The sequence below is a fragment of the Mesorhizobium sp. IMUNJ 23232 genome, from assembly GCF_044326205.1.
Taxonomy (GTDB): Bacteria; Pseudomonadota; Alphaproteobacteria; order Rhizobiales; family Rhizobiaceae; genus Kumtagia.
Genome location: NZ_JBIRCY010000029.1, coordinates 12,273 through 38,366 on the forward strand (window position 1 = coordinate 12,273; position 26,094 = coordinate 38,366).

24 protein-coding genes and 1 tRNA gene are annotated in these 26,094 nt (G+C 60.7%); 17 read left to right on the forward strand and 8 right to left on the reverse strand.

Translation table 11 applies throughout. The features are described from left to right. Positions 1 to 24 precede the first annotated feature (24 nt). A complete protein-coding gene (locus ACH196_RS20595; RefSeq protein WP_396648803.1) occupies positions 25 to 663 on the reverse strand; it encodes a BA14K family protein in 639 nt (212 codons plus the stop codon). Positions 664 to 823: 160 nt separating this feature from the next. Between ACH196_RS20595 and ACH196_RS20600 the strand changes: the two genes are divergently transcribed. The 4 genes from ACH196_RS20600 to ACH196_RS20615 all read left to right on the forward strand — a co-directional run bounded on the left by ACH196_RS20600 (position 824) and on the right by ACH196_RS20615 (position 5,727). Then, complete coding sequence (locus tag ACH196_RS20600) at positions 824 to 1,936, forward strand: endonuclease/exonuclease/phosphatase family protein (RefSeq protein WP_396648804.1); 1,113 nt, start codon at positions 824 to 826, stop codon at positions 1,934 to 1,936. A gap of 127 nt (positions 1,937 to 2,063) precedes the next feature. Beyond that, on the forward strand, positions 2,064 to 4,103 hold the full coding sequence (locus ACH196_RS20605) for an acyltransferase family protein (protein WP_396648882.1): 2,040 nt from the start codon (positions 2,064 to 2,066) through the stop codon (positions 4,101 to 4,103). Between the two features lie 14 nt (positions 4,104 to 4,117). Next, positions 4,118 to 4,822: a hypothetical protein gene (locus tag ACH196_RS20610; RefSeq protein ID WP_396648805.1), complete on the forward strand. Its 705-nt coding sequence runs from the start codon at positions 4,118 to 4,120 to the stop codon at positions 4,820 to 4,822. Between the two features lie 170 nt (positions 4,823 to 4,992). Continuing rightward, complete coding sequence (locus tag ACH196_RS20615; protein WP_396648806.1) at positions 4,993 to 5,727, forward strand: hypothetical protein; 735 nt, start codon at positions 4,993 to 4,995, stop codon at positions 5,725 to 5,727. Between the two features lie 49 nt (positions 5,728 to 5,776). On the opposite strand, the gene ACH196_RS20620 is transcribed toward ACH196_RS20615, so the two are convergent. Genes ACH196_RS20620 through ACH196_RS20630 form a run of 3 tightly spaced genes read right to left on the reverse strand, consistent with a single transcriptional unit; the run spans position 5,777 to position 8,984 of the window. After that, positions 5,777 to 6,985, reverse strand: a complete 1,209-nt coding sequence (locus ACH196_RS20620; protein WP_396648807.1) for an ABC transporter permease — start codon at positions 6,983 to 6,985, stop codon at positions 5,777 to 5,779. Next, positions 6,985 to 7,695, reverse strand: a complete 711-nt coding sequence (locus ACH196_RS20625) for an ABC transporter ATP-binding protein (RefSeq protein ID WP_396648808.1) — start codon at positions 7,693 to 7,695, stop codon at positions 6,985 to 6,987. The genes ACH196_RS20620 and ACH196_RS20625 overlap by 1 nt, the downstream gene beginning before the upstream one ends. Beyond that, positions 7,695 to 8,984, reverse strand: a complete 1,290-nt coding sequence (locus ACH196_RS20630) for an efflux RND transporter periplasmic adaptor subunit (RefSeq protein WP_396648809.1) — start codon at positions 8,982 to 8,984, stop codon at positions 7,695 to 7,697. Before ACH196_RS20630 ends, ACH196_RS20625 begins: the two co-directional genes overlap by 1 nt. Positions 8,985 to 9,245: 261 nt before the next feature. Between ACH196_RS20630 and ACH196_RS20635 the strand changes: the two genes are divergently transcribed. Then, on the forward strand, positions 9,246 to 10,154 hold the full coding sequence (locus ACH196_RS20635; RefSeq protein ID WP_396648810.1) for a PhzF family phenazine biosynthesis protein: 909 nt from the start codon (positions 9,246 to 9,248) through the stop codon (positions 10,152 to 10,154). Positions 10,155 to 10,268: 114 nt separating this feature from the next. Continuing rightward, positions 10,269 to 10,342: transfer RNA gene (locus ACH196_RS20640), tRNA-Cys, on the forward strand. Between the two features lie 71 nt (positions 10,343 to 10,413). Here the strand turns inward: ACH196_RS20640 and ACH196_RS20645 are convergent. Continuing rightward, positions 10,414 to 10,563 carry a hypothetical protein gene (locus ACH196_RS20645; protein WP_396648811.1) on the reverse strand — a complete coding sequence of 50 codons (150 nt, stop codon included), beginning with the start codon at positions 10,561 to 10,563 and terminating at the stop codon, positions 10,414 to 10,416. Between the two features lie 243 nt (positions 10,564 to 10,806). Between ACH196_RS20645 and ACH196_RS20650 the strand changes: the two genes are divergently transcribed. The 4 genes from ACH196_RS20650 to ACH196_RS20665 all read left to right on the forward strand — a co-directional run bounded on the left by ACH196_RS20650 (position 10,807) and on the right by ACH196_RS20665 (position 15,546). Beyond that, positions 10,807 to 11,748: a substrate-binding domain-containing protein gene (locus ACH196_RS20650; protein ID WP_396648812.1), complete on the forward strand. Its 942-nt coding sequence runs from the start codon at positions 10,807 to 10,809 to the stop codon at positions 11,746 to 11,748. 178 nt (positions 11,749 to 11,926) lie between these two features. Next, entirely contained in the window at positions 11,927 to 13,495 is a 1,569-nt protein-coding gene (locus tag ACH196_RS20655) for a sugar ABC transporter ATP-binding protein (protein ID WP_396648813.1), read from the forward strand. Beyond that, positions 13,492 to 14,508 carry an ABC transporter permease gene (locus tag ACH196_RS20660; protein WP_396648814.1) on the forward strand — a complete coding sequence of 339 codons (1,017 nt, stop codon included), beginning with the start codon at positions 13,492 to 13,494 and terminating at the stop codon, positions 14,506 to 14,508. Before ACH196_RS20655 ends, ACH196_RS20660 begins: the two co-directional genes overlap by 4 nt. A 24-nt stretch (positions 14,509 to 14,532) precedes the next feature. After that, on the forward strand, positions 14,533 to 15,546 hold the full coding sequence (locus ACH196_RS20665) for a LacI family DNA-binding transcriptional regulator (protein WP_396648815.1): 1,014 nt from the start codon (positions 14,533 to 14,535) through the stop codon (positions 15,544 to 15,546). Positions 15,547 to 16,421: 875 nt separating this feature from the next. On the opposite strand, the gene ACH196_RS20670 is transcribed toward ACH196_RS20665, so the two are convergent. Continuing rightward, the gene (locus tag ACH196_RS20670; RefSeq protein ID WP_396648816.1) at positions 16,422 to 18,389 is read right to left on the reverse strand and encodes a hypothetical protein; all 1,968 of its coding nucleotides are present in this window, start codon (positions 18,387 to 18,389) and stop codon (positions 16,422 to 16,424) included. A 17-nt stretch (positions 18,390 to 18,406) separates the two neighbouring features. Next, a complete protein-coding gene (locus tag ACH196_RS20675) occupies positions 18,407 to 18,559 on the reverse strand; it encodes a hypothetical protein (RefSeq protein ID WP_396648817.1) in 153 nt (50 codons plus the stop codon). Between the two features lie 672 nt (positions 18,560 to 19,231). On the opposite strand from ACH196_RS20675, the gene ACH196_RS20680 reads away from it, so the two are divergent. From ACH196_RS20680 to ACH196_RS20690, 3 genes are all read left to right on the forward strand, one after another. Next, positions 19,232 to 20,569, forward strand: a complete 1,338-nt coding sequence (locus ACH196_RS20680) for a tyrosine-type recombinase/integrase (protein WP_396648818.1) — start codon at positions 19,232 to 19,234, stop codon at positions 20,567 to 20,569. A gap of 248 nt (positions 20,570 to 20,817) precedes the next feature. After that, a complete protein-coding gene (locus tag ACH196_RS20685; protein ID WP_396648819.1) occupies positions 20,818 to 21,054 on the forward strand; it encodes a helix-turn-helix transcriptional regulator in 237 nt (78 codons plus the stop codon). Next, positions 21,054 to 22,307: a hypothetical protein gene (locus tag ACH196_RS20690; protein WP_396648820.1), complete on the forward strand. Its 1,254-nt coding sequence runs from the start codon at positions 21,054 to 21,056 to the stop codon at positions 22,305 to 22,307. The genes ACH196_RS20685 and ACH196_RS20690 overlap by 1 nt, the downstream gene beginning before the upstream one ends. A 533-nt stretch (positions 22,308 to 22,840) precedes the next feature. Here ACH196_RS20690 and ACH196_RS20695 read toward each other — a convergent pair. After that, complete coding sequence (locus ACH196_RS20695; protein WP_396648821.1) at positions 22,841 to 23,041, reverse strand: hypothetical protein; 201 nt, start codon at positions 23,039 to 23,041, stop codon at positions 22,841 to 22,843. A 298-nt stretch (positions 23,042 to 23,339) separates the two neighbouring features. Here ACH196_RS20695 and ACH196_RS20700 point away from each other — a divergent pair, with 298 nt between their 5' ends. The 4 genes from ACH196_RS20700 to ACH196_RS20715 all read left to right on the forward strand — a co-directional run bounded on the left by ACH196_RS20700 (position 23,340) and on the right by ACH196_RS20715 (position 26,087). Next, positions 23,340 to 23,825, forward strand: coding sequence for a hypothetical protein (locus ACH196_RS20700; RefSeq protein ID WP_396648822.1), 486 nt, complete (start codon positions 23,340 to 23,342; stop codon positions 23,823 to 23,825). Positions 23,826 to 24,066: 241 nt separating this feature from the next. Next, on the forward strand, positions 24,067 to 25,227 hold the full coding sequence (locus ACH196_RS20705) for a phage portal protein (RefSeq protein ID WP_396648823.1): 1,161 nt from the start codon (positions 24,067 to 24,069) through the stop codon (positions 25,225 to 25,227). After that, positions 25,211 to 25,570 (forward strand): hypothetical protein, encoded by a 360-nt coding sequence (locus ACH196_RS20710; protein ID WP_396648824.1) that lies wholly within the window; start codon positions 25,211 to 25,213, stop codon positions 25,568 to 25,570. Before ACH196_RS20705 ends, ACH196_RS20710 begins: the two co-directional genes overlap by 17 nt. Next, positions 25,563 to 26,087, forward strand: coding sequence for an HK97 family phage prohead protease (locus ACH196_RS20715; RefSeq protein WP_396648825.1), 525 nt, complete (start codon positions 25,563 to 25,565; stop codon positions 26,085 to 26,087). The genes ACH196_RS20710 and ACH196_RS20715 overlap by 8 nt, the downstream gene beginning before the upstream one ends. Positions 26,088 to 26,094: the final 7 nt, after the last annotated feature.

Consider the following 26,094-nt stretch of genomic DNA (forward strand, 5'->3'; position numbering starts at 1 on the left):
GGCCATTTTCAGATGTGATGCCGTTCAGATGAACGGTGAAATGCACTCCCGCCTTGGCCCATGGTAAGGCTGGAAAGTGTTGTCGTAGGCGCGGTAGCTGCGATAGCGTGCATAGCACCATTCGGTGTGGGTCGTTGCCCTCACCGGCGCGCGATAGGCCGGCGCATAATAGCCCGAACCATAACCCCAGTTGTTGTAGCCCCAGTTGTTATAGCCCCAATACGGTGCGCCGAAGCCGAGGTAGAGGCCGGAGCCGCCGTACCAGTATGGGTCTCGCCAGTAATTGCGGCGGGCCCAGCGGCGATCGTAACGCCATCCGCGGTTGCCATGCCAATAGCGGCCACCGCGCCACCCGCGATCACCCCGCCAATAGCGGCCACCACGCCACTCGCGGTTGCCACGCCAGGCGCGGTTGCCATTGCGCCATCCACGGTCGCCACGCCATCCGCGATTGCCGCCGCGCCATCCGCGATTGCCACGCCATTGGCGGTGTTGCACGAGTTCGGCCGGCAGGTTTGCACCGGCCGTCGTGCCGCCCGGCGCTTGCGGGTATTGCGGCATAATGGGACCGACCGGCGCCGATCCCGCACCCGACGTCGCGGCGGTGAGCACGCCGAGCGCAATCACGCCCGCGCGCGCAAGGTTGGAAAATACGGTAATCATCTCCGGTCTCCAGAAACGAAAATGCAGCCCCGCTGCCCGTTTTGATGTGCTGATGAAGGCAATCGTAGGACGGGCACGATGAACGCGCGATGAACGGTTCCGGTTCCCTTGGCATGGCGCGGGCTTGTCTTCGCCGACGCCAGCAGGCACAAGCGCCTGCATGTCCTTCCGCCTCGCCACCTTCAATGTCGAGAACCTGATGAACAGGTTCGACTTCTCCGGCTTCCGCAACCAGTTGCAGCAGGACCGGACGCTGTCGCTGTTCCAGATCAGGGACGAGGCCGAGTACCGGATGCTGGAGCAGGCTCGGACCATCGCCCACACCGACGACACGCGCCAATTGACGGCGCTGGCCATCGCGGCGACGCGCACCGACATTCTTTGCCTGCAGGAGGTCGACAACATCGAAGCGCTGAAGGCCTTCGAATACGGCTACCTGTTCAAGATGGTGGGGCAGGGTTATCGCCAGAAATTCACCACCGCCGGCAACGACACGCGCGGCATCGACGTCGCCGTGATGATGCGCGAACAGACGCGCGACGGCCAGCCGATCGAGTTCGTGCGCATGAACAGCCATGCGCCGCTGACCTACGGTGAACTCGGCCTGTATACGCCGGAGCTTGCCGCACTTGGCATCGAGCCGAACGAGCGCATTTTTCGCCGCGACTGCCTGGAGATCGATGTCCGTATCGGCGGCCAGCCGCTGACCGTCTATGCGGTGCATTTCAAGTCGATGGGCGGGCCGCGCGAGGGCGTTCCCGGCCGCGACGCGACCATGCCAGTGCGTTTTGCCGAGGCGCGCGCGGTGCGCCACATCGTCGAGAGCCGGTTCAGCAAGGACCATGCCGGCTCCAAGCGCTGGGTGATCTGCGGCGACCTGAACGACTATCGCCAGCGCATCGTCATCGGCGGCGACGAGGACCCGGGCTACGATTTCACCGTGGTGGACGAGCAGGGCTCGGCGCTGGATGTCCTGCTGGCCGACGGATTTGCCGAGAACATCGTCGAGCGCCGGCCGGAACTGGAGCGCTGGACGCTCTATCATACGCGCGGGCCGCAGGAGCGGCATCTCTGCCAACTGGATTATCTGCTCTTGTCGCCGTCGCTGGCGAAGCGTAATTCCACGGCCGTTCCCGACATTATCCGAGGCGGCCAGCCCTGGCGCACCATCTTCCCGCCGGGACAGCAGGTCGAGCGGTTTCCGCGCATCGGCTGGGACCGCCCGAAGGCGTCCGATCACTGCCCCGTCGCCGTTACGCTCGATATGGCTTGAGGATTGGTATTTCTGCCATGTTTTCTTCGTCTCCGTGTGAACATCGCCGCGATGTGGCTGGCTGCGGGCCACAGCCTGATCGGCACTGGGAACCCAGGTGAACCGCGTCTTGAATCTGCAGCAAAGAATTCAGCCTGAAACTTTTGGTCCTTCCGAGGCTCGGGAGCGGTCGGGCTACAGGGCTGATATCGACGGACTTCGGGCACTCGCGATACTGCCGGTCGTCTTCTATCACGCCGGAATTCCAGGCTTTGCCGGCGGGTTTGTCGGCGTCGACGTGTTTTTCGTCATCTCCGGCTATCTGATGGCATCGCTGATCACCGGTGAGATGAAGCGCGGCGAATTCAGCCTTCTGCGTTTCTACGAACGCCGCGTCCGGCGTATTTTCCCAGCGCTCTTCGTCATGATCGCGGCCTGTGCCGTGATGGCATGGTTTGTCTTCATGCCGAACGAATTCATCTACTTCGCACGCAGCGTCAGAGATGCGGCCTTGTTCATCTCGAACTATCGGTTCGAGCGGGAGATCGGCTATTTCGACATTGCCGCCGAAACGAAACCACTGCTTCATACTTGGTCGTTGGCCGTCGAGGAGCAGTTCTACATCGTCTTTCCGCTGGTGCTGATGCTGCTCGGCTGGCTTGCGCCGCGAAGAACAGCACTCGTCCTGCTGCTGGTTCTGGTCGCTTCCCTGGCGGCCAGCGCATGGACCGTCTATCAAAAGCCCGAGGCTGCCTTCTACCTGTCGCAATACAGGATATGGGAATTGTTGCTGGGAGCCATGCTCGCCTTCAACGTGGTTCCGAAGGCGTCGCATCCGCTTATACGCGAAGCCCTGGCTGCCGCGGGTGTTGTTCTCATCGCTTTCGCGGTATTCACCTACAGCGACGCCACTGTCTTTCCGGGTCTCACAGCACTCGTTCCGTGCGTGGGGGCGGCACTCATCATTCACTGTCAAACATCAGGAGGTCCTGCCAGTCTTCTCCTGCGCGCCCCGCCCTTGGTGTTTGTCGGCCTCGTTTCCTATTCAATGTATCTCTGGCATTGGCCTATCGTTGTTTTCACGCGCTATTTTAGCGGGCCAGAACTAACCCTTGTCCAAGGGGGCCTTATCACCGTCGCCTCGTTTGTCGCGGCGGTGATCTCGTGGCGTTTCGTCGAGCGCCCGTTTCGCGGGCATACGAGCCGGATTCGTCGTGTGCCGCTGTTCGCGGGCGCTGCGGCCGCCGTCACCGCGGCGTCTGTCTTTGCCGCTCATGTGGTCGCAGACCGAGGTGTTCCCGGACGGCTCCCGTCGTTTGCCAGCCAGATCTACAACGCCACGTTCGACAAAAGTCGCTTTTCCGAACCACAATGTTTCGGCGGGGAAGGGGAGGGACCTTCGGCGGCGAATATCAGGGCTGGCAAGCTTTGCCCGATGGGAACTCCCGGTTCCGAGTCCCGGTTTCTCGTGTGGGGCGATTCCCATGCGGCGTCCATGGCGCCGGCGATCGATGTCGCGGCCAAGCAAGCCGGTGTGCAGGGTGTCTTTGCTGGCCAGGCAGGCTGCCCGCCGCTTCCGGACGTGGAACTGCCAAGCCGTCGCATCACCGATCACTGCAGGGATTTGAATGCGGCGGTGCTTGACCTGATCGATGCCCGGCGAATCCCTGTCGTTTTCATGATCGCTTACTGGCCAAAGTATTTTCACGACTCCGAACTGCCGAACCAGGGCATCTATTTCGACCCGTCGGTGCCGCCGCCGGTCGACGATCGGTCCGGCCCGATCGTAGAGGCGATGGATGGTGTTCTCGCAAATCTCAAACAGCGGGGAATACAGGTCGTGCTGGTGATGGACGTACCGGAAATGGGGCGCTTTGTACCGGAGGCGCTTGCCAGGGCGGTGATGACCGGTAGCTCGACCGATATTGCGCCCCCATGGTCCTACACCGAGAAAAGGCAGGCGCTGGCCCGCAAGATTCTAGCCGCGGAAGCGGAGAAGCACGGTGCTGCGATCGTCGATCCGTTTCCGGCATTTTGCAAGGACGGTCGTTGCCGCGCAACTCACGACGACGGGATTCCGTTGTACACGGACTCCGATCATCTCACGGCCACGGCCGCGAGAAGCCTGAGCTACCTGTACGAGCCGGTGTTGCGGGAACTCTTTCCACGGCCGGTCGCGGTGGATTGAGATTGGAAAACCGGATGTTCGATATCCCCCGCAATTCAATCGTTCCGGTCTCGGCCATAGAGGTGCGGCTGGATCCTGGCCAACATCCGTTCGAGGCCGCCAATGCGGAGGCGATCGAAGCGAACTGGCAACGCGAAGTCTCAGCCAATCCCGCGTTGTTCGACGGCACCATCGTTTTGCTGTCCGAACTCGCCTATGCCGAGGCGCGGTTGACCGGGCGCTGCCACGCGGTGCGTTATGCGACGCTGCTCTACTGGCGGCGCAACCGTCCGCCGGGCGCCGAACACGCCTTCGCCCATGCGGCGCTGGTCTCCAGCGACGGCGCGCTGGTGGCGATCCGGATGGCCGGCCACACGGCCAATGCCGGCCGCATCTATTTCGCGGCCGGCTCGTTCGAGCCGTTCGACTTTCGCGACGGGCTGGTCGATGTTGAAGCGAATATGGCGCGCGAGGTGGGTGAGGAAACCGGCCTCGACATTTCGGCCACGCCGCACGATCCGCGCTACCATCTGTTTTCGCAGGATGGCGCGACGGTGATCTTCCGCCGCTGCTATCTCGACGAAACCGCCGACGAGATTGCCCGGCGCATCGCCCGCTTCGTGGCGAGCGAAGAACAATCCGAGATCGACGGCGCCGTCATCATCCGCAAGGGCGACGACCTTCCCGCTGGCGTGATGCCGTACATGAAGGCGATCATCGACTGGCATTTTGCCGGATAATAAGTTGACGCGGTCGGGGGCGTGGCGGAGCTGGCCGGCAGTTCTTACATTCTCGGCAGCAAACCTTTTTGGGGCGGGCCTTGCCAAACCTTGCCTACCTGTCTGTCGGGCGACCGGCCGCGGCGTCGATCCGTCTCTGCATTCTGTCCGTCGTATTGTGGTCGTTGCCCTTGCTGGCCAAGGAGGCTTATGCGGCTGAGCCGCGGGTTCTTCCGGGCTTCTGCGTCGCAATGCCGGATCTCGGGCTCGATCCTTACGACGAAAAAATCAGGTCGGTGGAGATCGCCGGGACGAACAGTGGCGGCACGCAGCGATACGACGATCCCAGAGCACAAAAATACGCTGCCTATGTAGCCTATTTCAGCGCGATCGGTGCCGGAGGGCCAGCCGTTCCCGACATGAAGCCTGCCGAAAAGGCGCTTTTGAGCGACATCATCAATTTTGTGCTTTTTCGATATCCCTTCGAATCCTCGGACGATTTCAGGCGCCTTGCGCTGCACTATCTGTCTTCAGGCTATTTCGAATGCATAGCTTCCCCCGAAAATCCGGCCGTGAACGCCTTTGCGCTGCGTCTGGAGCCCGACCCCAACGATCGCCACCCGCTTGCCGCGGCACGTGACCTGATGCGTCTGCGCTACGCAGCGAGCATGATGCCGCGGCTGCGGGATCGATATGTCGAGAGAATAAGGAGAGTCCCCGCCTATTTGTATGAGGCCGAGCAGGACTATTGGCGCAGTTCCGCAAACATCTGCCTGGCCGGCGTTTCGAAAGACGTCTGTGCCGCGCAGATAGATGCTCAGATCGTTGCCACCCGGGATGAGTGGCGGAAGAAGGTCTATGACGAGGTGATCTGTACGGTCGGCATCGTGCAGGACGGCAAGGTCTATGTGAAGAGGGCTTGCTGAAAGCGAAACGGATTGCTTCGCCTTCTTTACAGGTTCTCGAACAGATTGCCTATTCGTGCCGCAGCGCCACGATCGGGTCGAGGCGGGCGCCGCGCAGTGCCGGGAAGAAGCCGAACACCATGCCGATCAGTGCCGAGAAGCCGACGGCCAACAGGATGACGGCGAGGCTCGGCGCGAACGGGATCGACAGCGTCAGAGACGCGGCCCCGGCCAGCGCAAGGCCGATGGCGATGCCGATCAGTCCGCCGAGCAGCGACAGGACAGTGGCCTCGACCAGGAACTGAACGAGGATGTGACGCTCATGCGCGCCGATGGCGAGCCTTATGCCGATCTCGCGCGTGCGTTCCGTGACCGACACCAGCATGATGTTCATGATGCCGATGCCGCCGACCAGCAGGCTGACGCCGGCCACCGCGCCGAGCATGCCGGTCATGGTCGCCGTGGCGCTGGCCATCGCGTCGGCGATCTGGGTCATATCGCGCACGTCGAAATTGTCGTCAGCGCCCGGCGCGATGCGGCGAGTCTCGCGCAGGATCGTCTCGATTTCGTCCTGCACTTCGGATGTCGCGACGCCGTCCAGCGCCGAGACGTAGATGGTGTCGATGTCGCGGTCGCCGGCGATGCGGCGCTGGTAGGTTTCGAGCGGCATCAGAACGACATTGTCCTGGTCCTGACCGAAGCCGGACGTGCCCTTGCTTTCCAGAACGCCGATGACCCGGCAGCTCATCTTGCCGACACGGATCGACTGGCCGTCGGGATCGCCGGCGCCGAAGAACTGGTCGCGCACCGTCTGGCCGACGAGGCAGACATTGGTGCCGCCCCGCACCTCCGATTCGGTGAAGATGCGGCCCAGCGCGACGTTCCAGTCGCGTGCGGTGAAATAGCCGATGTCGGTGCCGCTGACGCTGGCTGATACGTTCTGCGCGCCGAAGACGACACGTACCGTGCTCTGTGCCTCGGCCGAAACAGCACGCACCGAGGTCAGCCCGGCGACGAGACCGGCCACATCCTTCTCGTCAAGCTTGCGCGGCGTAAAGGATGTTGAGCCTGATCGGTCGGGCCTTGCGGCGCGGACAACCAGAAGATTGCTGCCCAACCGTGAAATATCGGACTTCACCTTCTCGGTGGTGCCGCTGCCGATGGTGAGCATGGCGATGACGGCCGCCACGCCGATGACGATGCCGAGCAAGGTGAGGAAGGAGCGCAGCACGTTGCGGCGGACCGAACGCAGCGCCAGGCGGATGGTTTCCAGCAGCATCAGGCAGCCTCCGCCTTCAGCCGGTCCGAGGCGACATGGCCGTCGAGGAAACCGATGGTGCGATGTGCATAGTCGGCGACGTCCTGTTCATGCGTGACCATGACGATGGTCAGTCCGAATTCCTCGTTCAGGCGCGTCAGCAGGTTCATGATCTCGTGGCTGCGCGCCGTGTCGAGATTGCCGGTCGGCTCGTCGGCGACCACAAGCGTCGGCCTGGTCACAATGGCGCGGGCGATCGCCACGCGCTGCTGCTGGCCGCCGGAGAGTTCGGCGGGCGTATGATGCTCGCGGCCTTCGAGGCCGACCTCGGCCAGCGCCCGCATGGCAAGCTGTCGCCGTTCGGAAGAGCGCACGCCGCGATAGATCAGCGGCAGCTCGACATTCTCGGCGGCGGTTGTGCGGGCAAGCAGGTTGTAGCCCTGGAAGACGAAGCCGATATAGCGGTTGCGCAGCGTGGCGCGGCGCGCCCGGTCGAGCCGGCCGGCATCGGCGCCGAGAAAACCGTAACGGCCGCCTGTCGGCGTATCCAAGCAGCCGACGATGTTCATTGCCGTCGATTTGCCGGAGCCGGACGGCCCCATGATCGCCACGAACTCGCCGCGAGCGATCGAGAACGACACGCCGGCCAGCGCATGCACCTTCGCTTCGCCCTTGCCATAAGTCTTCCAGACGTCGTCGAAGCGGATCAGCGTGCTTTCGCCCGAAGCCATCAGCCGCGCGCCTCGCGAGCGCCGGTTATGACCTTGTCGCCTTCGGTGAGGCCGGAAAGAATCTCGGTGTTCTCGCCATCGGTCGAGCCGGTCTTGACGCGCACCGCTTCTGGCTGGCCGTCATGCAGCACGTAGACGGTGCGCAGGCCATCGGGCTCTCGCGCGGTCGGGCGGTTGCCACGCGGACGGCCCATGCGCGGCATGAACAGTTTTTGCAGGCTCCAGCCGATTTCGGTCGCCTGCGCCGGCGGGCTGTAGCGGAAGGCGGCGCTCGGAATGGTGAGCACATCCTTGGCCTCGCGTGTCACCACGGCGACGGTGGCGGTCATGCCCGGCCGAAGCAGCAGTTCGTCGTTATCGACGTCGAGGCGCGCGTCATAGGTCACGACGCCTTCCGTCGTCACCGAGGCGAAGGAGATGTCGCGGATTTCCGCGTCGAAGGGGCGGTCGGGGAAGGCATCGACGGTGAAGCGGGATTTCTGGCCGTGGCGGACCGCGCCGATGTCGGCCTCGTCTATCGCCGCCTTCAGCTCCATCTTCTTCAGGTCGGCGGCGATGACGAACAATATCGGCGCCTGCAGCGACGAGGCGACCGTCTGGCCGGGATCGACCGAGCGGGTCAGCACGATGCCGTCGATCGGCGCGTAGATCGTGCTCTTCTGCAAATCGGCCTGCTGCAGTTTCAGCTCAGCCTGGGCGATGGCAACGTTCGCTTCGGCAACCGCGACGGCCGCGGTAGCGCGGTCGCGGGCGGCTACCGCGGTGTCGAGCGCCTGCTGGGCGACCATGCCGCGATCCGAGAGCTGTTGGGCGCGGACCAGCGTCTGCTCGGCCTCCTTCAGCGTCGTTTCGGCCTGGCCGACCTGCGCCTCGGACACCTTCACCGACGCCTCGGCGCGGTCGACATTGGCGGCGATGCGCACCGTGTCGAGTTCGGCGAGCACGTCACCCTTTTTTACCGTATCGTTCTCGTTGACTGCGACGGAACGGACGACGCCGGAAAGCTCGCTCGAAATGTCCACCTGGGTCAGCGGCTGCAACGTGCCGGTCGCCGACACCTCGACGGTCAGGTCGCCACGCGCCACCGGCATGGTGACGAAAGAAACTGGAGTCTGCGAAGGGCTGTTCCACCAGTAGGCACCGGCGGTGAGGCCGGCCACGACAACCAGCGCGATAAGCACGCGAACCAACAGCCGGCCCCAGCGGAAACCGCCATGGCTGCCGAGGTCGAGCGCGGCCTCGATGGACGGTGGGCTGTCCGCGCGTGGCCGATTGACAATCTGGTCCATCGCGGACCCCTTATGATGCAGGATCAACTCTGCCGACAGGACTGAAGGGCTTGAAGCGGCTGCCTCTAATAACAGCTCGGCCGACGCTTTTGTGTCGGCTTCAGCGCTTTTCCGCGCATCTCGTCGCCGAGCGTAGGCTTCCCTCCGAAACTATCGGCAGTTTCGACCTAAAAAATCCCTTCGTCTCCACAGGTCATGCGGATACGGAGCTATTTCAAGTTAAATTTCGCTCATCTTGAGGCGACCGGAGAGGTCTGAACGATGCAACGCCGCCGTTACGTGGTCTATGACGTGTTCACCAGCGAGGTGCTGACCGGAAACCCGCTCGCCGTGCTGCTCGACTGCGAGGGGCTGGATATCGCCGCCATGCAGCGCATCGCGCGCGAGTTCAACCTGTCCGAATCGACCTTCGTGCTGCCGCCGGAAGACCCCCGACACAAGGCACGGGTGCGCATCTTCACGCCGGACTACGAGATGCCGTTTGCCGGGCATCCGACCGTGGGCACGGCGATCGCGCTGGCCGAGCAGTCGGGCAGCAGCGCACCGTCGATCTTTGTGCTGGAGGAGAATATCGGGCCCGTGCGCTGCGCCGTAGGCCATTCGGGCGGCACGGCGTTCGCCGAGTTCAGCCTGGCGCAATTGCCGGAAGCACCGTCCTTCTCGGCCGATGCGGGCGCGGTCGCCGCGGCGCTCGGCCTCGGGCCGCACGAGATCGGCTTCGAGAATCATCGCATATCGTACTGGACCGCTGGCGTGCCTTACGTGGCCGTGCCGGTGTCCGGCCTGGAGGTTGCCGCAAAGGTACGGTTCGACAACGCCGCCTGGATGGAGATTTCCCCGGCCAAGAGTGGCAGCGCGGTGGCATCGGCCTATGTCTATTGCCGCGAGACGGTGCATCACGACAGCGCATTCCACGCCCGCATGTTCGTGCCGGGCAATCCTTCTTATGAGGATCCCGCGACGGGATCGGCGGCGGCAGCTTTCGCCGGCGCCATCGCGCATTTTGACAAGCCGGTCGACGGCTCATCGCAGTATTGGATCGAACAGGGAATGGAGATGGGCCGGCCCTCGCGCATCAGGCTGGAGATCGACATCGCCAAGGGCAGGATCGAGGCCGCCCGTATCGGCGGCCAGGCGGTCAGGGTGGCGGAAGGCGTGCTGTTCGCCTGAGCATTCTGGATTGTGCGTTGCCTGGCGGACCGAACCCTTTTTAGGTGCATGCGGGAGAATGACTTCTCCCGCCATTGGCCTGCCGGCAAATTCAAGCTAAGGCGTCGCCCATGAGGGCCGAAGGCGGAACGGTGACGCTCCGGACTGCAAATCCGGCGCAGCGGGTTCAATTCCCGCTCGGCCCTCCAACGCTGCTTAAGTCGAGAACTGCTTCAGACGCGCGTTCGTTCTCTGCATCCGCACAGTCGCCTGAAGCCCTTTATTCTTCCGGTGGGAGTTCGCCAGGTACACACATGCCGCTGTCCGTTGCGCGCGGGTCGCACTCCGCCGGCTCGTAACCGCGCGAGCCGGAACTCTGGCAGCCGGCCAGCATCGCGAAGGCCATCATCGTCAAAAGCAGTCGCCGCATCCGCATCGTTCTCCTACGATCACCTGCGGTTCCCCTACCACATCGGCGCCGATGGCCGCGAGTGGTCTACGCCGATTTCTGCCAGCCCGCTGTCACGACACGCCGGAAATTCGCTGCGTTGCACCATCGATTGTTGCTCCCAAACTCCGCCATTCGCCTTGCGCAAACGTTTGGCGTTGGCTAGCTTTTCGACGCTACGCTGATGGAGGATCAGCGATCACCGATCATTGGGAGGAGATTTTGATGAACAGACGTGAGTTCTTGCTGTCGTCCGTTGCAGCCGGCGCACTGGTGGCCGTACCTGCCTTTGCCCAGGACAAGCTGACTGTCCTCGGTTCCGTGCCGAGCCTGAGCTTTCCGTTTTTCGTGCACATGCTGAACCAGATCAAGGTCGAGGCGGAGGCGCAGGGCGTCAACCTGATCGAGAGCGACGGCCAGAATTCGGCGCCGAAGCAGACGGCCGACATCGAGGCGGCGATCGTGCAGAAGGTCAATGCGATCGTCATTTCGCCGCTCGACGTCAACGCGCTGGCGCCGGCGATCGAGCAGGCGGTGCAGGCCGGAGTTCCGGTGGTCACGATCGACCGCCGAGTCGACGGCGTGGAGGGCATTTTGGCGCATGTCGGCGCCGACAACGTCAAGGGCGGCGAGGCCGAGGCGCAGGCCATGGTCGACGCCTTCCCGAACGGCGCGAAAATCTTCCACCTGCAGGGCCAGCCCGGCGCAGGCCCGGCGATCGACCGCAACAAGGGCGTGCACAACATTCTCGACCCGCTCAAGGATAAGTACCAGATCATCTTCGAGCAGACCGCGAACTTCGCCCGTGCCGAGGCGCTCTCGGTGACCGAAGCCGGCCTCGCCGCCAACGGCAAGCCGGACGCGATCGTCTGCGCCAATGACGACATGGCGCTCGGCGCCGTCGAGGCATGTGCTGCGCGCGGCTTCAACGATGTCAAGATCTACGGTTTTGACGCACTTCCGGAGGCCATCGTCGCGGTTCGCGACGGCAAGCTCGCCGGCACGGTCGAGCAGTTCCCGGGCGAGCAGTCGCGCACTGCGGTCCGCATTGCCGTCGCCTACGCCAAGGACAAGACCGAGCCGAAGGAAAAGCTCGTCCTGCTGACGCCGGTCGTCATCGGCAAGGACAATCTCGACAAGGCGGAGCGCATCGGCGAGGCGAAATAGCCCGTAGCCTGAACCATCGATGCGTGGTTGCCGGCCGCGACAGGCGGCCGGCTGGCCACACATCGATGCAACAGTCCGCGCTGGTTTCGCGTCCGCGCAGGCAGGCTATGCTTGTCTTAGCCCGCCGCTTGTCGCAGTCGAAACCGTCGGCTCAATCCTCGGTGGCTTCAGAGGTGTTATGTCCGTAGCAGAAACCGCGCCAGCCGACGTGCTCCTGACCGTCGAGGGGCTTACAAAGCATTTCGCAGGCGTGACCGCGCTGAGCGACGTGTCGCTCGATGTGCGCCGTGGCGAGATTCTTGGACTTCTCGGTGAGAACGGCGCGGGAAAATCGACGCTGCTGAAAATCCTGTCCGGGGTGCAGCCACCATCCAGTGGCAGCATCGTCTTCGATGGCGAGCCCTTCAAGCCGGCCAATCCCGACGATGCAAAACGGCTCGGCATCGTCACCATCTATCAGGAACTCAGCCTGATCCCGACGCTGACCGTCGCCGAGAACATCTTTATCGGCCGTGCGCCAATCAATCGTTTGGGGCTGGTCAACTGGCGGCGGATGGAGCGGGAGTCGCGCGACATCATCGCCCGCGTCGGCCTGAAGATCGATCCGAGGACGCCGGTTTCCGCCCTCTCGGTGGCCGAACAGCAACTGGTGGAGATCGCCCGCGCGCTGTCGCTGGAGAGCCGGCTGATCATTATGGACGAGCCGACCTCGGCGCTCACCGAGACGGAGGTGCAGAGGCTGCTGTCGATCATGGACCGGCTGCGCAAGGACGGCGTCGCCATCATGTTCGTGACGCACCGGCTGGAAGAGGCGTCCGGCATTTGCGACCGCATGACCGTGCTGCGCGATGGCAAGCTTGCGGGGCATCTGACCCGCGACGACCGGCCCATCCCCATCCCGCGTATCATCGAGCGCATGGTCGGCCGGGCGGCGTCGGAGCTTTATGCGCGGCCGACCGAACGCAGGACCGCCGGCGACGTGCGGCTGTCGGTGCGCGGGTTGCGCACCGTGCGTGATCCGGAAGCGCCGCACGCCATCGTGCTGGAAGGCGTCGATCTCGACCTCAGGGCAGGGGAGATTCTTGGCGTCGCCGGCCTGGTCGGGTCGGGGCGAACCGAGCTTGCCAGGGCGATCTTCGGCGCCGACCGCATCGCCGCCGGCACGATCAGCCTCGACGGCCAGCCGATCGCGCCGGCGTCGCCGGCCGACGCGATCCGACTGGGCATCGGCCTCGTGCCGGAGGACCGCAAGCACCAGGCGATCTTTGCCGCGCTCGGCATCCTCAACAATTTTTCGGTCGCCGCACTCGGCTCGTACAGCAACGGGCTGGGTTTCATGGCTGAGCGTCGGGAGCGCGCGGCGCTGGCCACTTACAAGAAGATGCTGTCGATCCGCATGGCCTCGCCGGAGCAGGCGATCGAGGGCCTGTCCGGCGGCAACCAGCAGAAGGTCATCCTCGCCCGCTGGCTGGCGCGCGATCCGAAGGTGCTGATCGTCGACGAGCCGACGCGCGGCGTCGATGTGGGCGCCAAGGCGGAGGTCCACCAGATACTCGTCCAGCTTGCGGCGCGCGGCATTGCCGTCATGATGATCTCGTCGGAACTGCCGGAAGTGCTGGCGGTGAGCGACCGCATCGTCACCATGCGGCGCGGACGCATCACCGGCGAGATGCCGGCGATCGAGGCCGATGAAGAAAAACTGATGGCGCTGATGGCGCTCGACCAGCGCCAGGGAGAGGCTGCATGAGCACCACCGTCGCCGAGGACCAACGCAGCGGCGTCAACGTCGCCCGCCTGCTCGTCAGCTTCGGACCGCTGATCTTCCTTGCCGCGCTGATGGTTGTCTTCACCGTCATGAAGCCGAGTTTCATCGACCCGATCAACCTCTTCAACATCACGCGGCAGATCTCGATCACCGGCCTGATCGCGCTGGGCATGACCTTCGTTATCCTGACCGCCGGCATCGACCTGTCGGTGGGCTCGCTGCTCGCCTTCTGCGGCATGGTGGCCGCCGTTGTCGCCAAGGGCGGCGCGGCCAACACGCTGTCGCTCGATCCGTCGCAGGCGGCCGGCTACGGCTGGCTCGCGGCGCTGCTCGCGGCGATCGTTGTCGGTTCGGCCTGCGGCGGCATCCAGGGTCTTGCCATCACCCGGCTGAAGGTGCCGCCCTTCGTGGTGACGCTGGGCGGCCTCACCATTTTCCGCGGATTGACGCTGACGATCTCCAATGGCGGGCCTATTTCCGGCTTCGACGCATCCATGCGCTGGTTCGGCACCGGCCTGATCGGGCCGGTCCCGGTGCCGGCGATCATCTTCATCGTCGCCGCCATCCTCTGCCACATCGTGCTGCGCTACACGCGTTACGGCCGGGCGGTCTATGCGGTCGGCGGCAATGCCGAGGCGGCGCGGCTGTCGGGCCTGCGCGTCGACCGTGTCCTCGTCTCGGTCTATGTCATCGTCGGCTTCTTCGCCGGTCTTGCCGCCTTCGTGCTCTCCGCCCGCCTCAATTCGTCGGAAGCGGTGGCCGGCATCGGCTACGAGCTGACCGTGATTTCGGCGGTGGTCATCGGCGGCACGTCGCTGTTCGGCGGCGTCGGCTCGATAACCGGAACGGTCGTCGGCGCAGCGCTCATCGGCGTGCTGCAGAACGGGCTGCAGTTCAACAATGTCTCGTCCTATACGCAGAGCATCGTCATCGGCCTGATTCTCGTGCTTGCCGTCGCCTTCGACCGATGGCTGAAGTCGCGGGTCGGACGCTAGGCAAAGCGGCCAGAGCCCCAGCCCGTGGTCACCATCAAGGACGTCGCACGGCGGGCGAACGTGTCGTTCACGACGGTCTCGCACGTCATCAACAGCACGCGGCCGGTCAGCCCCGAGACGGCGAAGCGGGTCAACGCGGCGATCAGCGATCTCGGCTACCTGCCGTCGGAGGTGGCGCGCTCGCTGAAATCCAACCGCACCCGCACCATCGGCATGATTGTCACCACCACCTCGAACCCGTTTTTCGGCGAGGTGATCCGCGGCGTCGAGCGCGCCTGCTTCGAGGCGGGTTACGCGCTGATGATCTGCAACACCGACGACGTGACAGATCATCTCGTCACCTACATGCACACGCTGTTCACCAAGCGTGTCGACGCCATCGTGGCGATGACCTCCAACGCCAGCCCGGACTTCTTCGAGAAACTTGGGCAGATCGAGCGTGTGCCGGTGGTGGCGATCGACGCGCCGCCGCATTCCGTCTCGTCGGTGGTTTCCGACGATTCCATCCTCGGCGGGCGCATCGTCGCCGACTATCTCGCCGAAAACGGTTTTTCGCGCATTGCCTGCCTGTCCGGTCCCGCCGAGCATCCGCGCATGATCGACCGCATCGAGGGGTTTTCCAGCGCCCTGGCACGGCATGGGCTCAAGCTGGAGCCCGATCTCCTGCACCGCGCCAGCCTGACCATGGAAGGCGGCAGGCTGGCCGCCCGTCCACTGCTGGCGGGGCCGGCTGAGACCAGGCCGCAGGCGATCTTCGCGCTGAGCGACGTCATGGCGATCGGCCTGCTGAACGGCATCCGCGAACTCGGCTTGGACATACCGGGCGACGTCTCGGTCGTCGGTTATGACGACATCGAATTCGCCGCCTATACTTTTCCGCCGCTGACGACGGTGCGGCAGCCGGCGATCGAGCTCGGCACCGTGGCCGCCAACGCCCTCATCGACCATCTGGATCACGACCGCCCGCTGCCGCCCACCATCGCAATCGAGCCGACGCTTGTCGTGCGGCGGTCCGTTGCGTCGCCTTCCGGGAATTGAGCCGCTTTTCGGGGGAGGCGCAGCGAGGTGCGCTCGGTCGCGCCCGTCGTGCAAAAGAAAAAGCCCGCTGCCGGGAGGAGGTGGCAGCGGGCTCGATTTGATTGCGGCGAGGGAGGAGGTTCGCCGCTTTCAGCGTCGGCATCGCATCTGGGAGGAGTAGATGGCCGACAACCGATAGTTATGAAATGCCCGCCGATTCGGCAACGCATAAACGTGCATAGCTGCTGTGCAGATTGTCGCAGGGGTTGTAGGAGACCGTGGCAATCGCAGCCCACGGGTGCTGGACCCTTTTGTGGCGAGATGAAAACTGGCGGCACGATCCAAACCTTCCCCATTGCCACGCCCGCCTTCGCGTCTGGCCATTGTTGAGAGAATGGTCCCTTTCGGGAGCAGTCCGGGAAGCGGGCGCAAAAACCTTGCCTCACAGACTAACAATATGGCGCAGCTCGTGCGCCCGCCGGCGATTTTTGGCCTCGTCCCGTTCCGCTTCGCCTTGCTCCGCTCCGGCATTTTGTGCCTCGGCTGGCCCGGTCTTAAGCGCTCGTCCAGTGCGCCCCAACCGTAGTGTCGGGGGAGGAACCTTCGGACGCGGCCTCCCCGGCCATGCCGCTTCGTCGGCAACATAGCGGAGGCGCCGTCCTTCGGACCTCCCCGCTTGACGAACGACTCCGGAAGCGTTCCCGGCGGGAGAAACTGACTGGCATTATGAGGCGGGTTTTAGCGAGGGGGATGAAATGGGTCGGATTTCGTCACGAAAAAATAGCAAGCGTCTGAAATCGCGTGGAATTATTTTGGCGCGAAAATTTTTCTCTCCCTTCGAAATCGGAACGTGCATTACGCACTGCGATAATCAGAGCTTACGGGCAGGGTAATGGTTAGTTGCCAGCCTGACGCAGGAGCAATTCCAAATTCAGCAGATACCTGGCTCGCGATTGTGAGAAGCGCGTAAAGTTTGCATTACCAGGCCGGCAGGACGCGATGGTTTCGTGGTAGACGGATGAAACGTGCCCTCGAACATCTGGCTCACTTATGGCGGCCAGCACTCGTGACGTCTTCGGATTGATCGTGTCCATGCTGTCCTTCAGCAGCATGTCGTCGGCATTGGCGTCATCATCCTCGTCATCATCCGTTTCCACACCAGCGGCAGGTGATCGGTATTCCTTCCTAGTCGACATCAATTTGCTGTACGGCTTGCCTGCCAACTTCTCAGCCAGGTCGTAGACCTCATTTTTCGGCCGCCCAACGACGGACAGACCGCGGTTCTTTCCGAGCAGGTAACTGACGATCGGCCCTGACATGGCGACGAACAGCGTCCGGCTGCCGTCTGGAAGCGACAGAGTGGAAATGCGCTTGTTCGAAAGGTGGCTGTAGGTGTGATAGCGCACCAGGTCGACGGCGAGCCGCGGCGACACTTCGCCAACATGCCGGTGAAAAAGATCAACCTCGCGATCCAGATACTCGGTCTGGCTGAGTTGGTTGACCGGGTAGTTGGGCCGCACAAGCAGATTAGGATATTGGCTCGATATCATTCCCCGAACCATGCCTACGCCTCCCGGCTCCGCATCGGACATCGTTCGCTTATGCAATTTCACAAAGAACTCAACCGTATCGCGCTGAAAATCAGAATCGTTTAAATAAGCGTCGGAAAATTGCAGATTACCGAGGAACGATTGGTACTGCATCGTCTCTTCGTCTGCCTTCTTGAGGCTGCTCATCTTCCCTTTCGAGAGATAACCCTTCTCAAGATTGGCCTGCAACAGCAGCATATTCACATTAAACATGGCATCCATGTTCTGGCCATGAATAATGTCAGTTCCTCCAAGAATATGATCAACGAACGCCAGATGCGGCCCTTTCGAGCTTATGATATCGCGATCCATCATTCGTTTTATTTCATCATTGATGGAGTTCGACGATAGCGAATCATGTGCTATGTATTCAACATCGAAGCCGATATTCTGTGAGATCGGGAATGCACGATACTCCCCATTGGCTAGAGAGTGCTCTCTTGACGTCTCGACCGTAACAACCCTGATGTCTTTGGGGTCCATCTTCTGTCGCAGCGAAAGATAGATGATTAGGCTGTCAACGCCGCCCGAAAGCATCAACGCTGGGCTCTTCTTCGTTCTCGCATAATGGGCGGCAAGCGATTCCGACAGTTCGTCCATCGCGGCTTCAAACGACGCCGGCGGCGGGAGAAGGGCACCACTCGTTAGGTAGCTATAACTGGCCGTCAGCTTTCCGTTCTCAAACTCGACCACCGAGGCTGGCGGCAACCGCCGCACGTCCCTGAACGGCGTTGTGAAGGGCAACTGCTGATACGAGCCTTTCGGAGCGTGGCTCAGAGACAGGCAAAGCCCATATGGGTCCATCTCGATCTTGGACTCGGCGCCTGCGAAAACAGCTTCCAGGGTTGTGCCGGCTACGACACGGCCATCAACCCGGCGGATGTAGCCGCCGCAATAGCCGGTCGAGGTAATGATACGACAGCGGCCCGGCTTGCTCGGATCGACGATACAGTAGCTGCCAACGCCGTGGCGGGCTTCGTGCGCCAGGAAGGTTTCCAGCGCGTCGGAAAGATAGCGACTGAGTACGTTCTTCGTCTCGGCGTGAATGGCTTCGCCGAAGATTATAATTTCCCCGGTGGCCTTGGATCGTGCTTTCTGCACGACCATCATCTCCTCAACTGGATGCAGGCGCAAATCCAGCCGTGGCGCGTCCGCGGTAACGGCAGCCGGCGGCGGGGCTTCAACGGATGCAGGCGCCGGAGCGGATTGCTCCTCACGCCGACCGCCACCTAAACCAATTTTCTCAAGCCAACTTTTCTTGCGCGCCTGCATCATTCTTCAGTCTGGCAATCTTAGCCGCGTGCGGCAACCTTGATCCTGTTCGAAGCCCCGCCGCGACCAGAAGAGATAACCGCCTCAACGGCGCCGAGCGCCTTGGATATTTCCGGCACCGATTCTCGAACAGCAAGGGCGCGTTGTTTGCGCTCGCCTTTTGCGTCGGTCATTTCGCTCTTGAAATATATAGTAGCCCCACCGCCTGCCCTTGACGTAACGTGATTTACATTTTCGAACTGAACAAGAACTGGTTCCAAATCTCTGCCAGAAAGCCGTACCCACATTCTGCATTCCTCCATTCTTGACTGGATGCTGGCTGCTTACCGCTGCCTGCGTCGGAATACAAGGTTTAAGATCGGTGCTAACGCCAACGGCCGGCAATCCACACAATGACGAAAATGGACGCTCCGACTGCAGCAGCGTAGAGCACGGCAAAGAACAGGATGTCGGAGATGGGGTTCATCATTCCTGCTTTGGTGGTGTGACGCCCGGTCCGGGCCGCAGCTGGCGTCCAAATGGAGAACATATATTGCAAACCAACTGCAAAACAAGTCGTCGCTGTTCACGACAATCGCATCTAAGTCTTTGAAATCTTTGGTGGGTGCGACAGGGATCGAACCTGTGACCCGCTGATTAAGAGTCAGCGCCAGCCCCATAACTTGGCCTAACATATCAGTGGCTCAAACCCCGTTCTAAGCCTTGTACTGCATGCCTTTGTTACGGTACGTTTGGCTTCGATATTAACGCGGGGTAACGGGGGTTAACGCCCATTTTCTGTTACCCCTTGTTACCCCAGAGCCAAAACAGGTGCTCAAACCGGGGTAACGGAACCGGGGGTCGACATGGCAAGTGCATTGACGGTTAAGGCGGTTGAAAACCTAAAAGCCGGTGCGGCTAGGCAGGAAATTCCGGACGGGGCATTGCCTGGGCTTTATCTCGTTATCCAGTCCAGCGGCTCCAAAAGCTGGGCACTTCGATATCGGTTCGAGGGCAAGCCGAAGAAACTCACAATCGGCCCCGTGCTGTTTAAGCGGGATGGTGAGGATGTCGACGGGGTGCTGCCCCTTGGGCAATCCATGACACTGGTAGAGGCTCGCCGCGCCGCAAGGGAATCATTGCAGGCCATCGGCGAGGGCCGTGATCCTGGGGCGGCGAAAAAGGAAATCAAAGCCGTTGCCATTATGACCGCTGCCGTGGTGGCCGATGATAAAGACACAGTCGAAAAGCGCGGGGCGTTGTTTATCGAACGGGTTTGCAAGCCGAAAAACAAAACTTGGCAGGAAGCCGAACGCCATTTCAAAACCGACATCAATCCGGCATTCGGATCGAAGAATGTGAGGGATGTCACCAAGGCCGATGTTCTCGATTTAATAGACGCCATCGTTGATCGTGGTAGCCCGGTGAGTGCTAACCGGGTTCTCGCTACCTTGAAGACATTCTTCGGCTGGCTTGAAGGCCGCGATGTCATCTCGACTAATCCAACGGCAAAGGTGGCGAAACCAACGGAAGAAACAAGCCGCGACAGAAAGCTAACCGATGATGAGGTTAGGTTGTTTTGGGAGGCCACCGCAGGCCTTGGATATCCCTTCACCCCGATGTTCCGGCTTATGCTTCTGACAGGCCAGAGACGGCAGGAAGTCGCCGGAATGCTTTTCGGCGAGCTCAGCGGTGACCAATGGTTGATCCCCGCCGAACGTACCAAAAATGGGAACGAACACTTGGTGCCGTTGCCGCCGATGGCGACGGCAATAATTGAAAAGCTGCCCAGGATAGGGAAGGCGGGTTATGCCTTCACCACCACCGGCAAAACACCGGCATCCGGATTCAGCCGTGCCAAGGAAAGGCTTGATACCGCCATGCTCGCCATTTTGAAAAAGCAGGCCGTGGAAGCTGGCCAAGATCCCGATGAGGTATCGGTGACGGCATGGCGGTTGCACGATCTCAGAAGGACGGCAGCATCCGGTATGGCATCCCTACGCATCGATACCGCCGTTATTGAGAAAAGCTTGAATCATATCTCGGGAACATTCGCAGGCGTCGCCGGGGTTTATAACCGCTTCGCCTATCTGCCGGAAAAGACGGCAGCCTTGGCAGCCTGGGCCGATCATGTCGCCGTGATGGTGGGTGAGAAACAGGCTGATAACATCGTGCCGATGGTGCGACACGCCACAAAATCCTGAATTTCTGACATCACAAAACCTAACGATTTCAACGTTCTATAAAAATTTTCGTTGTTGGGGGTGCCTGTGGATAACTGGCACCCCTTTTTTATTGAGTTGTTTCAATGGGTTCCGAAGTCCTGATTTTAGGCGCAACCGCAAATCATTGTTGTGTATCAAGCCACTATAAGAAAGATTCGTCGCAACCTTGTGACTCTTCAGCAACACCCATACGCTTAACCATCTCAAACACGCAAAAGGTTAGCGTAATGTCCAACGAAGACTTCAATGTACTGATTCCCCAGCCGGCCGTGCTTCGTCGCTACGGTATCACCGACATGACTTTGTGGCGCTGGCGTCGCCGCAAGGATCTGGCGTTCCCGGTGCCGCTGGAAATCGGCAAGCGCAATTACTTTTACAGCGCCGATCTCGCCGAATTCGAAGCTCGCCGCCCCCGTAAGCCTGTGGCCCCCGCCGTCACCATCCCGGAACCCGAGGATGCGTGATGCTTCAAACAAGAGCGAAGCCGCCCCCGGATGGCACCGGGAGCGGCTTTCAACAGTTCTCAAATGATCTTGGCGGATCTGAAGTAGAATACGAAACCAGCGGTGAAGGTTCAACCCAAACACCGCTTTCGTTGCGTTTTGAATCTAAAAAATTCTGGCCCGCCTTAAAGGACAAGATCGGTGGCAGCGAAGCCGTTGCCGCCATCGCCTTGGCTTTGCATGCCGCCACCGGCCCCGTGAGCTACAGCCGCAATCATAACCACTATGTGCGACCGCGCCGGTACTCTCACCGGCTCTATACGTTCCGCAACATCGTGGGGGGCGTCGACCATTTGGACGGTCGCAAGCTCATCATCCATGACAGGTCCGAACCCGGTCGGCTGGGATGGCAGTCCAACATCTCGCCCCGTCCAGAACTCACAGAGATTGTCGCCAGCATCGTTGGCGATGGTTCCGGACTGGAACTCACCCGGCCACCCGAAACCATTATCCTACGCAATTCCTATGGGCAGGGAATCGAATATCAGGACACCCCGGCAACACGCCGGATGCGGCGCGCCATCGAAGAATTCAACGAAGCGCTTCGCGCCGTTGATCTCAATATCAATATGCGTGCCCAGGTCCGCCGCATCTTCAATACGTCATGGGAACGTGGTGGCCGGTTCTATGCCATGGGTGGCGCATGGCAATGCCTGCCCAAGGAACAGCGTGGCGAGCTCCGTATCGGTGGCGAAGCCGTGGCCGAGCTCGATTTCCGGTGCCTTCACCCCACCGTGCTCTATGCCTGGGCAGGGGCACCGGCCCCGGTGGATTGCTACCAAATCAAGGATTGGCCCCGCGCCTTGGTAAAGCTCGCCGTGCTCATCATGATCAACGCCAGCAATTATTTCGAAGCTCTGGGGCGTATCTATCGTGAAGATGCGATCTCACCGCTTGCCGCTCCCGGAACGGCGGAAGCCAAGGAACTGGCAAAGGTGCTCATCGCCGATATTAAAAAATTCCATGCCCCGATTTCCGCCTATTTCCATTCCGACGCCGGGGCAAAATTGATGCGGCTCGATTCCGATATCGCCGACACGATTTTAACTGACACCACGGCGGCGGGAATTATCGCGTTGCCCGTCCATGATTCATTTATTTGCAGGAAATCCGACGCCGAATTTCTGAAAAATGCGATGCTCGAAAGTGCCCAAAAACATGGTGTCCAGGGGCTCGAAATCAGCGGTTTTTGGACGTCAAATAATATCCAATAGAATCATAGAGATAAGTCGAATCCGTCTTACATAATGGAAGGACTGCCCGTAGGGCTCTCCTCCCCCCCTTGGGGGTTAGGGGGGTATCCCCCGTCCTTCTCTCTTCCTTCTCCCTTGTTCTTGGTGCCTTCCGTTTAAGGGTTAGTGTTGAGCTCTACCAAAAAATCGAAAGAATCGCGGCTCGCCTGACAGAACTTCTCGACGTCGAGAACTTGCCCCCATGGAACCGCTCGTCGACTCCGCTAGTCCTACCCCATGGTTCGGGATCGGCTTTGCCTTGATGGTTGCGGTGGCCGCCGTTCTGATTGGCGTCGTCGCGATGCTGTATAAGCAGACTTGGGGCTAAAGGCCGCTGGCCAGGGCGGGGGGACGCTTGGGGGTGCGGCCAGCGGCCAGAACGGCGGGATTGAAACGCCGTTCCAGCGGCAACAATTTCACAGATTGTTTCGTTCGGAAACTATGCTTTGGGATTAAGTATGCCGCCGATGTCAAGATATCCGACATCGACGGCATGAACCATCCCGGCCCCCGCCTCAACTTGGGGTAATAATTGCGGCGGAAATCCCACCACAATGGCTTAAGAAGTAATTTATATTTAAAATTGCTTTTAGTCTAGCTGCATCCGAAAATAAAAACTCCCACATCGGTGCGCCAATACTCGCCGCAGTTGCGGCGATGTATCCCATTAGCGGCAGGGTTTGGTGTTCGCCCGTGTCCCGGTGGTGATGCGGCATGAAAGGACTGGCCCCGCGCTTAGCTTGAGGGGGGCGAGCACGGAGCCAGCAGACTTGGGATGACCCTTCCACAGGCGTCCCGCAAAATGAATTAGCGCTCCCGAATATGCCGCCAAGGGGCACCGGGAAATAAATCCCCGCCCCGGTTGTGGCAACGTTGCCACAACCGGCGACGTGAACGCGTCCAGATGCCGATATCCCTACGATGTTGCTAAACCTGTATTTTGTGCGCACTACCATCGAAGCTCTTGACGGTATCCCCACATTCCATTACGTATGCGCCCAGAAAGGAGATGCCATGGCAAAAATGAACATTTACGTAGGAGACGAACTGAAGATGCGCATGGACGCTTTACCCAATCAAAATTGGTCGGCGGTGGCGCAGGAAGCCTTTGAACTACAAATCGCAACAGCACCGAAGGAGAACATGAACATGGATGACGTCATCGAACGGCTTCGCGCGTCGAAGCAGAAATCCGAGGAACAAACGAAGCCCTACTGGAAAGGACAAGGCCGCGAATGGGCGATGAAAACGGCTGAGGCCGATGCGCTCGAAAATGTCGGTGAACTCGAATATTCGGATGCTGATAGCGCCGACGAATTGTTGAACATGATCGTTGGCGCGATCACGGATGATGAGCCTGACTACAACGCCATTGTCGAGTTTTGCGAAGAAGTCCTTACCGGCGAGCATCCGAGGACGAAGAAGCCATCCAAGCGCATTATCATGTGGTGGCTCGAAGGTGCCCAGGAAATCTGGGCAGAAGTCCAGGACAAGATCTGAAAATCGGTCAACGACGACAAGCGGGCGGCATCATTGCCGCCCGCTTTCGTTTGAGCACCCATAATTCCTTTAATCGATTGAAACGATTCAATCTTTTGGGGTTCGGATACCGCATAACTCTTTGATTTCATTGCACTAAATTTGACATAAGCGGGGACTTATATTATATCCCGCTGATATGGGATTTTGGTCAAAGTTCATAGGCAAAGCCGAACCGGTAGAAGACACCAAGGATTTTTCCTTGGCGTCGCCGGAACTTTTGACCCTTTTCGGAGGGGTCACCACGGTCGCAGGCGTCACCCTGGGTGAAGCCGGGACGATGCGGCAACCAACTGCCGGAAGCTGTATCCGGCTCATCACAAACGCGGTTTCCACCACCCCCTGCCATCTCTTCGAAAAGGGTAATGATGGTGCTCGCGCTCGCGCGGAATCGCACCCCGCAGAACGCTTGGTCAGCGGGTTCGCCAATCCTTGGACCAGTGCCGGTGACTTCAAGCGTGACATGCTCTTCCGTGCGATCTGTGAAGGCCGCTCCTACGCCCTGGCATCGAAGGTACGGGGCAACGTCAAGGAACTTATCCCGCTTCCCTATTCCGCCGTTCGCAGGGACGTCGATGAGGCATCCGGGGAACCGTCATACACCCTGACGCTAAAGGGCGGCGGCACCCGTCGCTACGGATATCAGGACATCTTGGAGGTTGCCCCATGGGGTGGCCGTTCCTTGATGCGGGATGCATCGGAAGCCGTTGGCCGTGCCACGATCATGGATACCCATGCCACCCGCTTGTTTAAGCAGGGCAAACCAAGCGGGGTTTTGCGTGTCCCCGGAAAATTGACGGAACTTGCCGCTCAACGGATATCAGCGGCATGGAATTCCAGCTTTGGCGGGGAAAACAGCGGCAAAACCGCCGTCTTGGAGGAAAACGCTTCCTGGGAATCCATCGCCCTTAAGAGCGTCGATTCTCAATATCTCGAAACGTTGAAATTGACGTTGGAGGATATTTGCAGGTGTTTTTCGGTTCCGCCAACACTTGTCGGTGATTTGGAGCACAGCGTCTGGAAAGCTCCCGAACAATTGGCGCAGCAATTCTTGTCTTTTTGCATGCTGCCGATTTTCCAGCATATCGAAGGTGCTTACGCGCGTTGTCTTCTCACGGAATCGGAACGCAACGCCGCGTTCTATTTCGAATTCAACTTGGACAATTTCGCCCGCGCCGATCTCGCCGGCCGCTTCGCCGCTTATACCCAGGCCATCACGTCCAGAATTTTGAGCCCGAACGAAGCCCGCGCCCGTGAGAACCTTGCCCCGTATGACGGTGGCGACGTCTACGAAAATCCCGCCGTCTCCCCAGGGCAAGCCGGTGCAACCACGGAAGGGGGCGACGATGCCGCTCAGATTTGAGCCTTTCCCTGATTTCGATTCGATGCGTGAAGGCATGCGGCCGCAACCGGTTCCCGGCCTTCCTGGCGTATCGGCGTGGGCATCCTTTGCTGCCATGCGCCGGCTATCCGACGCCACCGGCATCAATGACCCTGGCCAGCTTCTCGCCGAGCTTCTGCGCGGCAATTCCAAGGTTATCCAGGAAAGCGTTTCTCACGTCCTGATTCATGACGCCGATAAAAGCGCTTTCGTCGGCTTTGTCGATGACGTCCCCGTTCCATTGATGCCGCTTGGCCGCTTGCTCGCCGATGCCGTTCACCGCCGTCTTTTCGGCGAGGGCTTGGAGGGGGGCTCCGATGACTGATCATGGTCACCATATCGAACTGGATATCAAGGCCGTCGCCGAAGATGGCATCTTTGAAGGCTACGCCAGCACCTACACCGTCGACCAGGGACGCGACGTCGTTGTTCCGGGGGCGTTTGCCAAAACCCTGGCGACGCGTCCCGCATCCCGTATCAAGATGCTTCGCGATCATGATCACCGCCAACTCATTGGCCAGTGGATTGATGCCAAGGAAGATGCAACCGGGCTTTGGGTAAAGGGGCGGCTCCTACTGGATATCGCCGCCGCCAAGGAAGCCTATTCCCTGCTTAAAGCCGGGGCTCTCGACGGTTTGAGCATCGGTTTCCGTACCCTTCGCGACAGATGGGATTCGGCGAAAAAGGTTCGCTTTCTCGAAGAAGTCGATTTGCGGGAAATCAGTCTCACCGCCTTTCCAATGAACGAATCCGCCGCCGTCTCGACGGTGAAGGACGACGAATTCGCCCAGCGCGTAGTTGCGGCGATTAACCGGGCAACCGCCCAAATCACGCGCGCTTAGGGAGAAA

Coding starts and splice junctions, on each gene's coding strand:
- ACH196_RS20655 (WP_396648813.1), top strand. CDS start 11,927: ATGTCCGTAGCAGAAACCGCGCCAGCCGACGTGCTCCTGACCGTCGAG.
- ACH196_RS20700 (WP_396648822.1), top strand. CDS start 23,340: ATGGCAAAAATGAACATTTACGTAGGAGACGAACTGAAGATGCGCATG.
- ACH196_RS20715 (WP_396648825.1), top strand. CDS start 25,563: ATGACTGATCATGGTCACCATATCGAACTGGATATCAAGGCCGTCGCC.
- ACH196_RS20645 (WP_396648811.1), bottom strand. CDS start 10,563: ATGCGGCGACTGCTTTTGACGATGATGGCCTTCGCGATGCTGGCCGGC.
- ACH196_RS20670 (WP_396648816.1), bottom strand. CDS start 18,389: ATGATGCAGGCGCGCAAGAAAAGTTGGCTTGAGAAAATTGGTTTAGGT.
- ACH196_RS20595 (WP_396648803.1), bottom strand. CDS start 663: ATGATTACCGTATTTTCCAACCTTGCGCGCGCGGGCGTGATTGCGCTC.
- ACH196_RS20625 (WP_396648808.1), bottom strand. CDS start 7,695: ATGGCTTCGGGCGAAAGCACGCTGATCCGCTTCGACGACGTCTGGAAG.
- ACH196_RS20650 (WP_396648812.1), top strand. CDS start 10,807: ATGAACAGACGTGAGTTCTTGCTGTCGTCCGTTGCAGCCGGCGCACTG.
- ACH196_RS20630 (WP_396648809.1), bottom strand. CDS start 8,984: ATGGACCAGATTGTCAATCGGCCACGCGCGGACAGCCCACCGTCCATC.
- ACH196_RS20635 (WP_396648810.1), top strand. CDS start 9,246: ATGCAACGCCGCCGTTACGTGGTCTATGACGTGTTCACCAGCGAGGTG.
- ACH196_RS20675 (WP_396648817.1), bottom strand. CDS start 18,559: ATGACCGACGCAAAAGGCGAGCGCAAACAACGCGCCCTTGCTGTTCGA.
- ACH196_RS20660 (WP_396648814.1), top strand. CDS start 13,492: ATGAGCACCACCGTCGCCGAGGACCAACGCAGCGGCGTCAACGTCGCC.
- ACH196_RS20695 (WP_396648821.1), bottom strand. CDS start 23,041: ATGCCGCATCACCACCGGGACACGGGCGAACACCAAACCCTGCCGCTA.
- ACH196_RS20620 (WP_396648807.1), bottom strand. CDS start 6,985: ATGCTGCTGGAAACCATCCGCCTGGCGCTGCGTTCGGTCCGCCGCAAC.
- ACH196_RS20600 (WP_396648804.1), top strand. CDS start 824: ATGTCCTTCCGCCTCGCCACCTTCAATGTCGAGAACCTGATGAACAGG.
- ACH196_RS20610 (WP_396648805.1), top strand. CDS start 4,118: ATGTTCGATATCCCCCGCAATTCAATCGTTCCGGTCTCGGCCATAGAG.
- ACH196_RS20680 (WP_396648818.1), top strand. CDS start 19,232: ATGGCAAGTGCATTGACGGTTAAGGCGGTTGAAAACCTAAAAGCCGGT.
- ACH196_RS20685 (WP_396648819.1), top strand. CDS start 20,818: ATGTCCAACGAAGACTTCAATGTACTGATTCCCCAGCCGGCCGTGCTT.
- ACH196_RS20710 (WP_396648824.1), top strand. CDS start 25,211: ATGCCGCTCAGATTTGAGCCTTTCCCTGATTTCGATTCGATGCGTGAA.
- ACH196_RS20690 (WP_396648820.1), top strand. CDS start 21,054: ATGCTTCAAACAAGAGCGAAGCCGCCCCCGGATGGCACCGGGAGCGGC.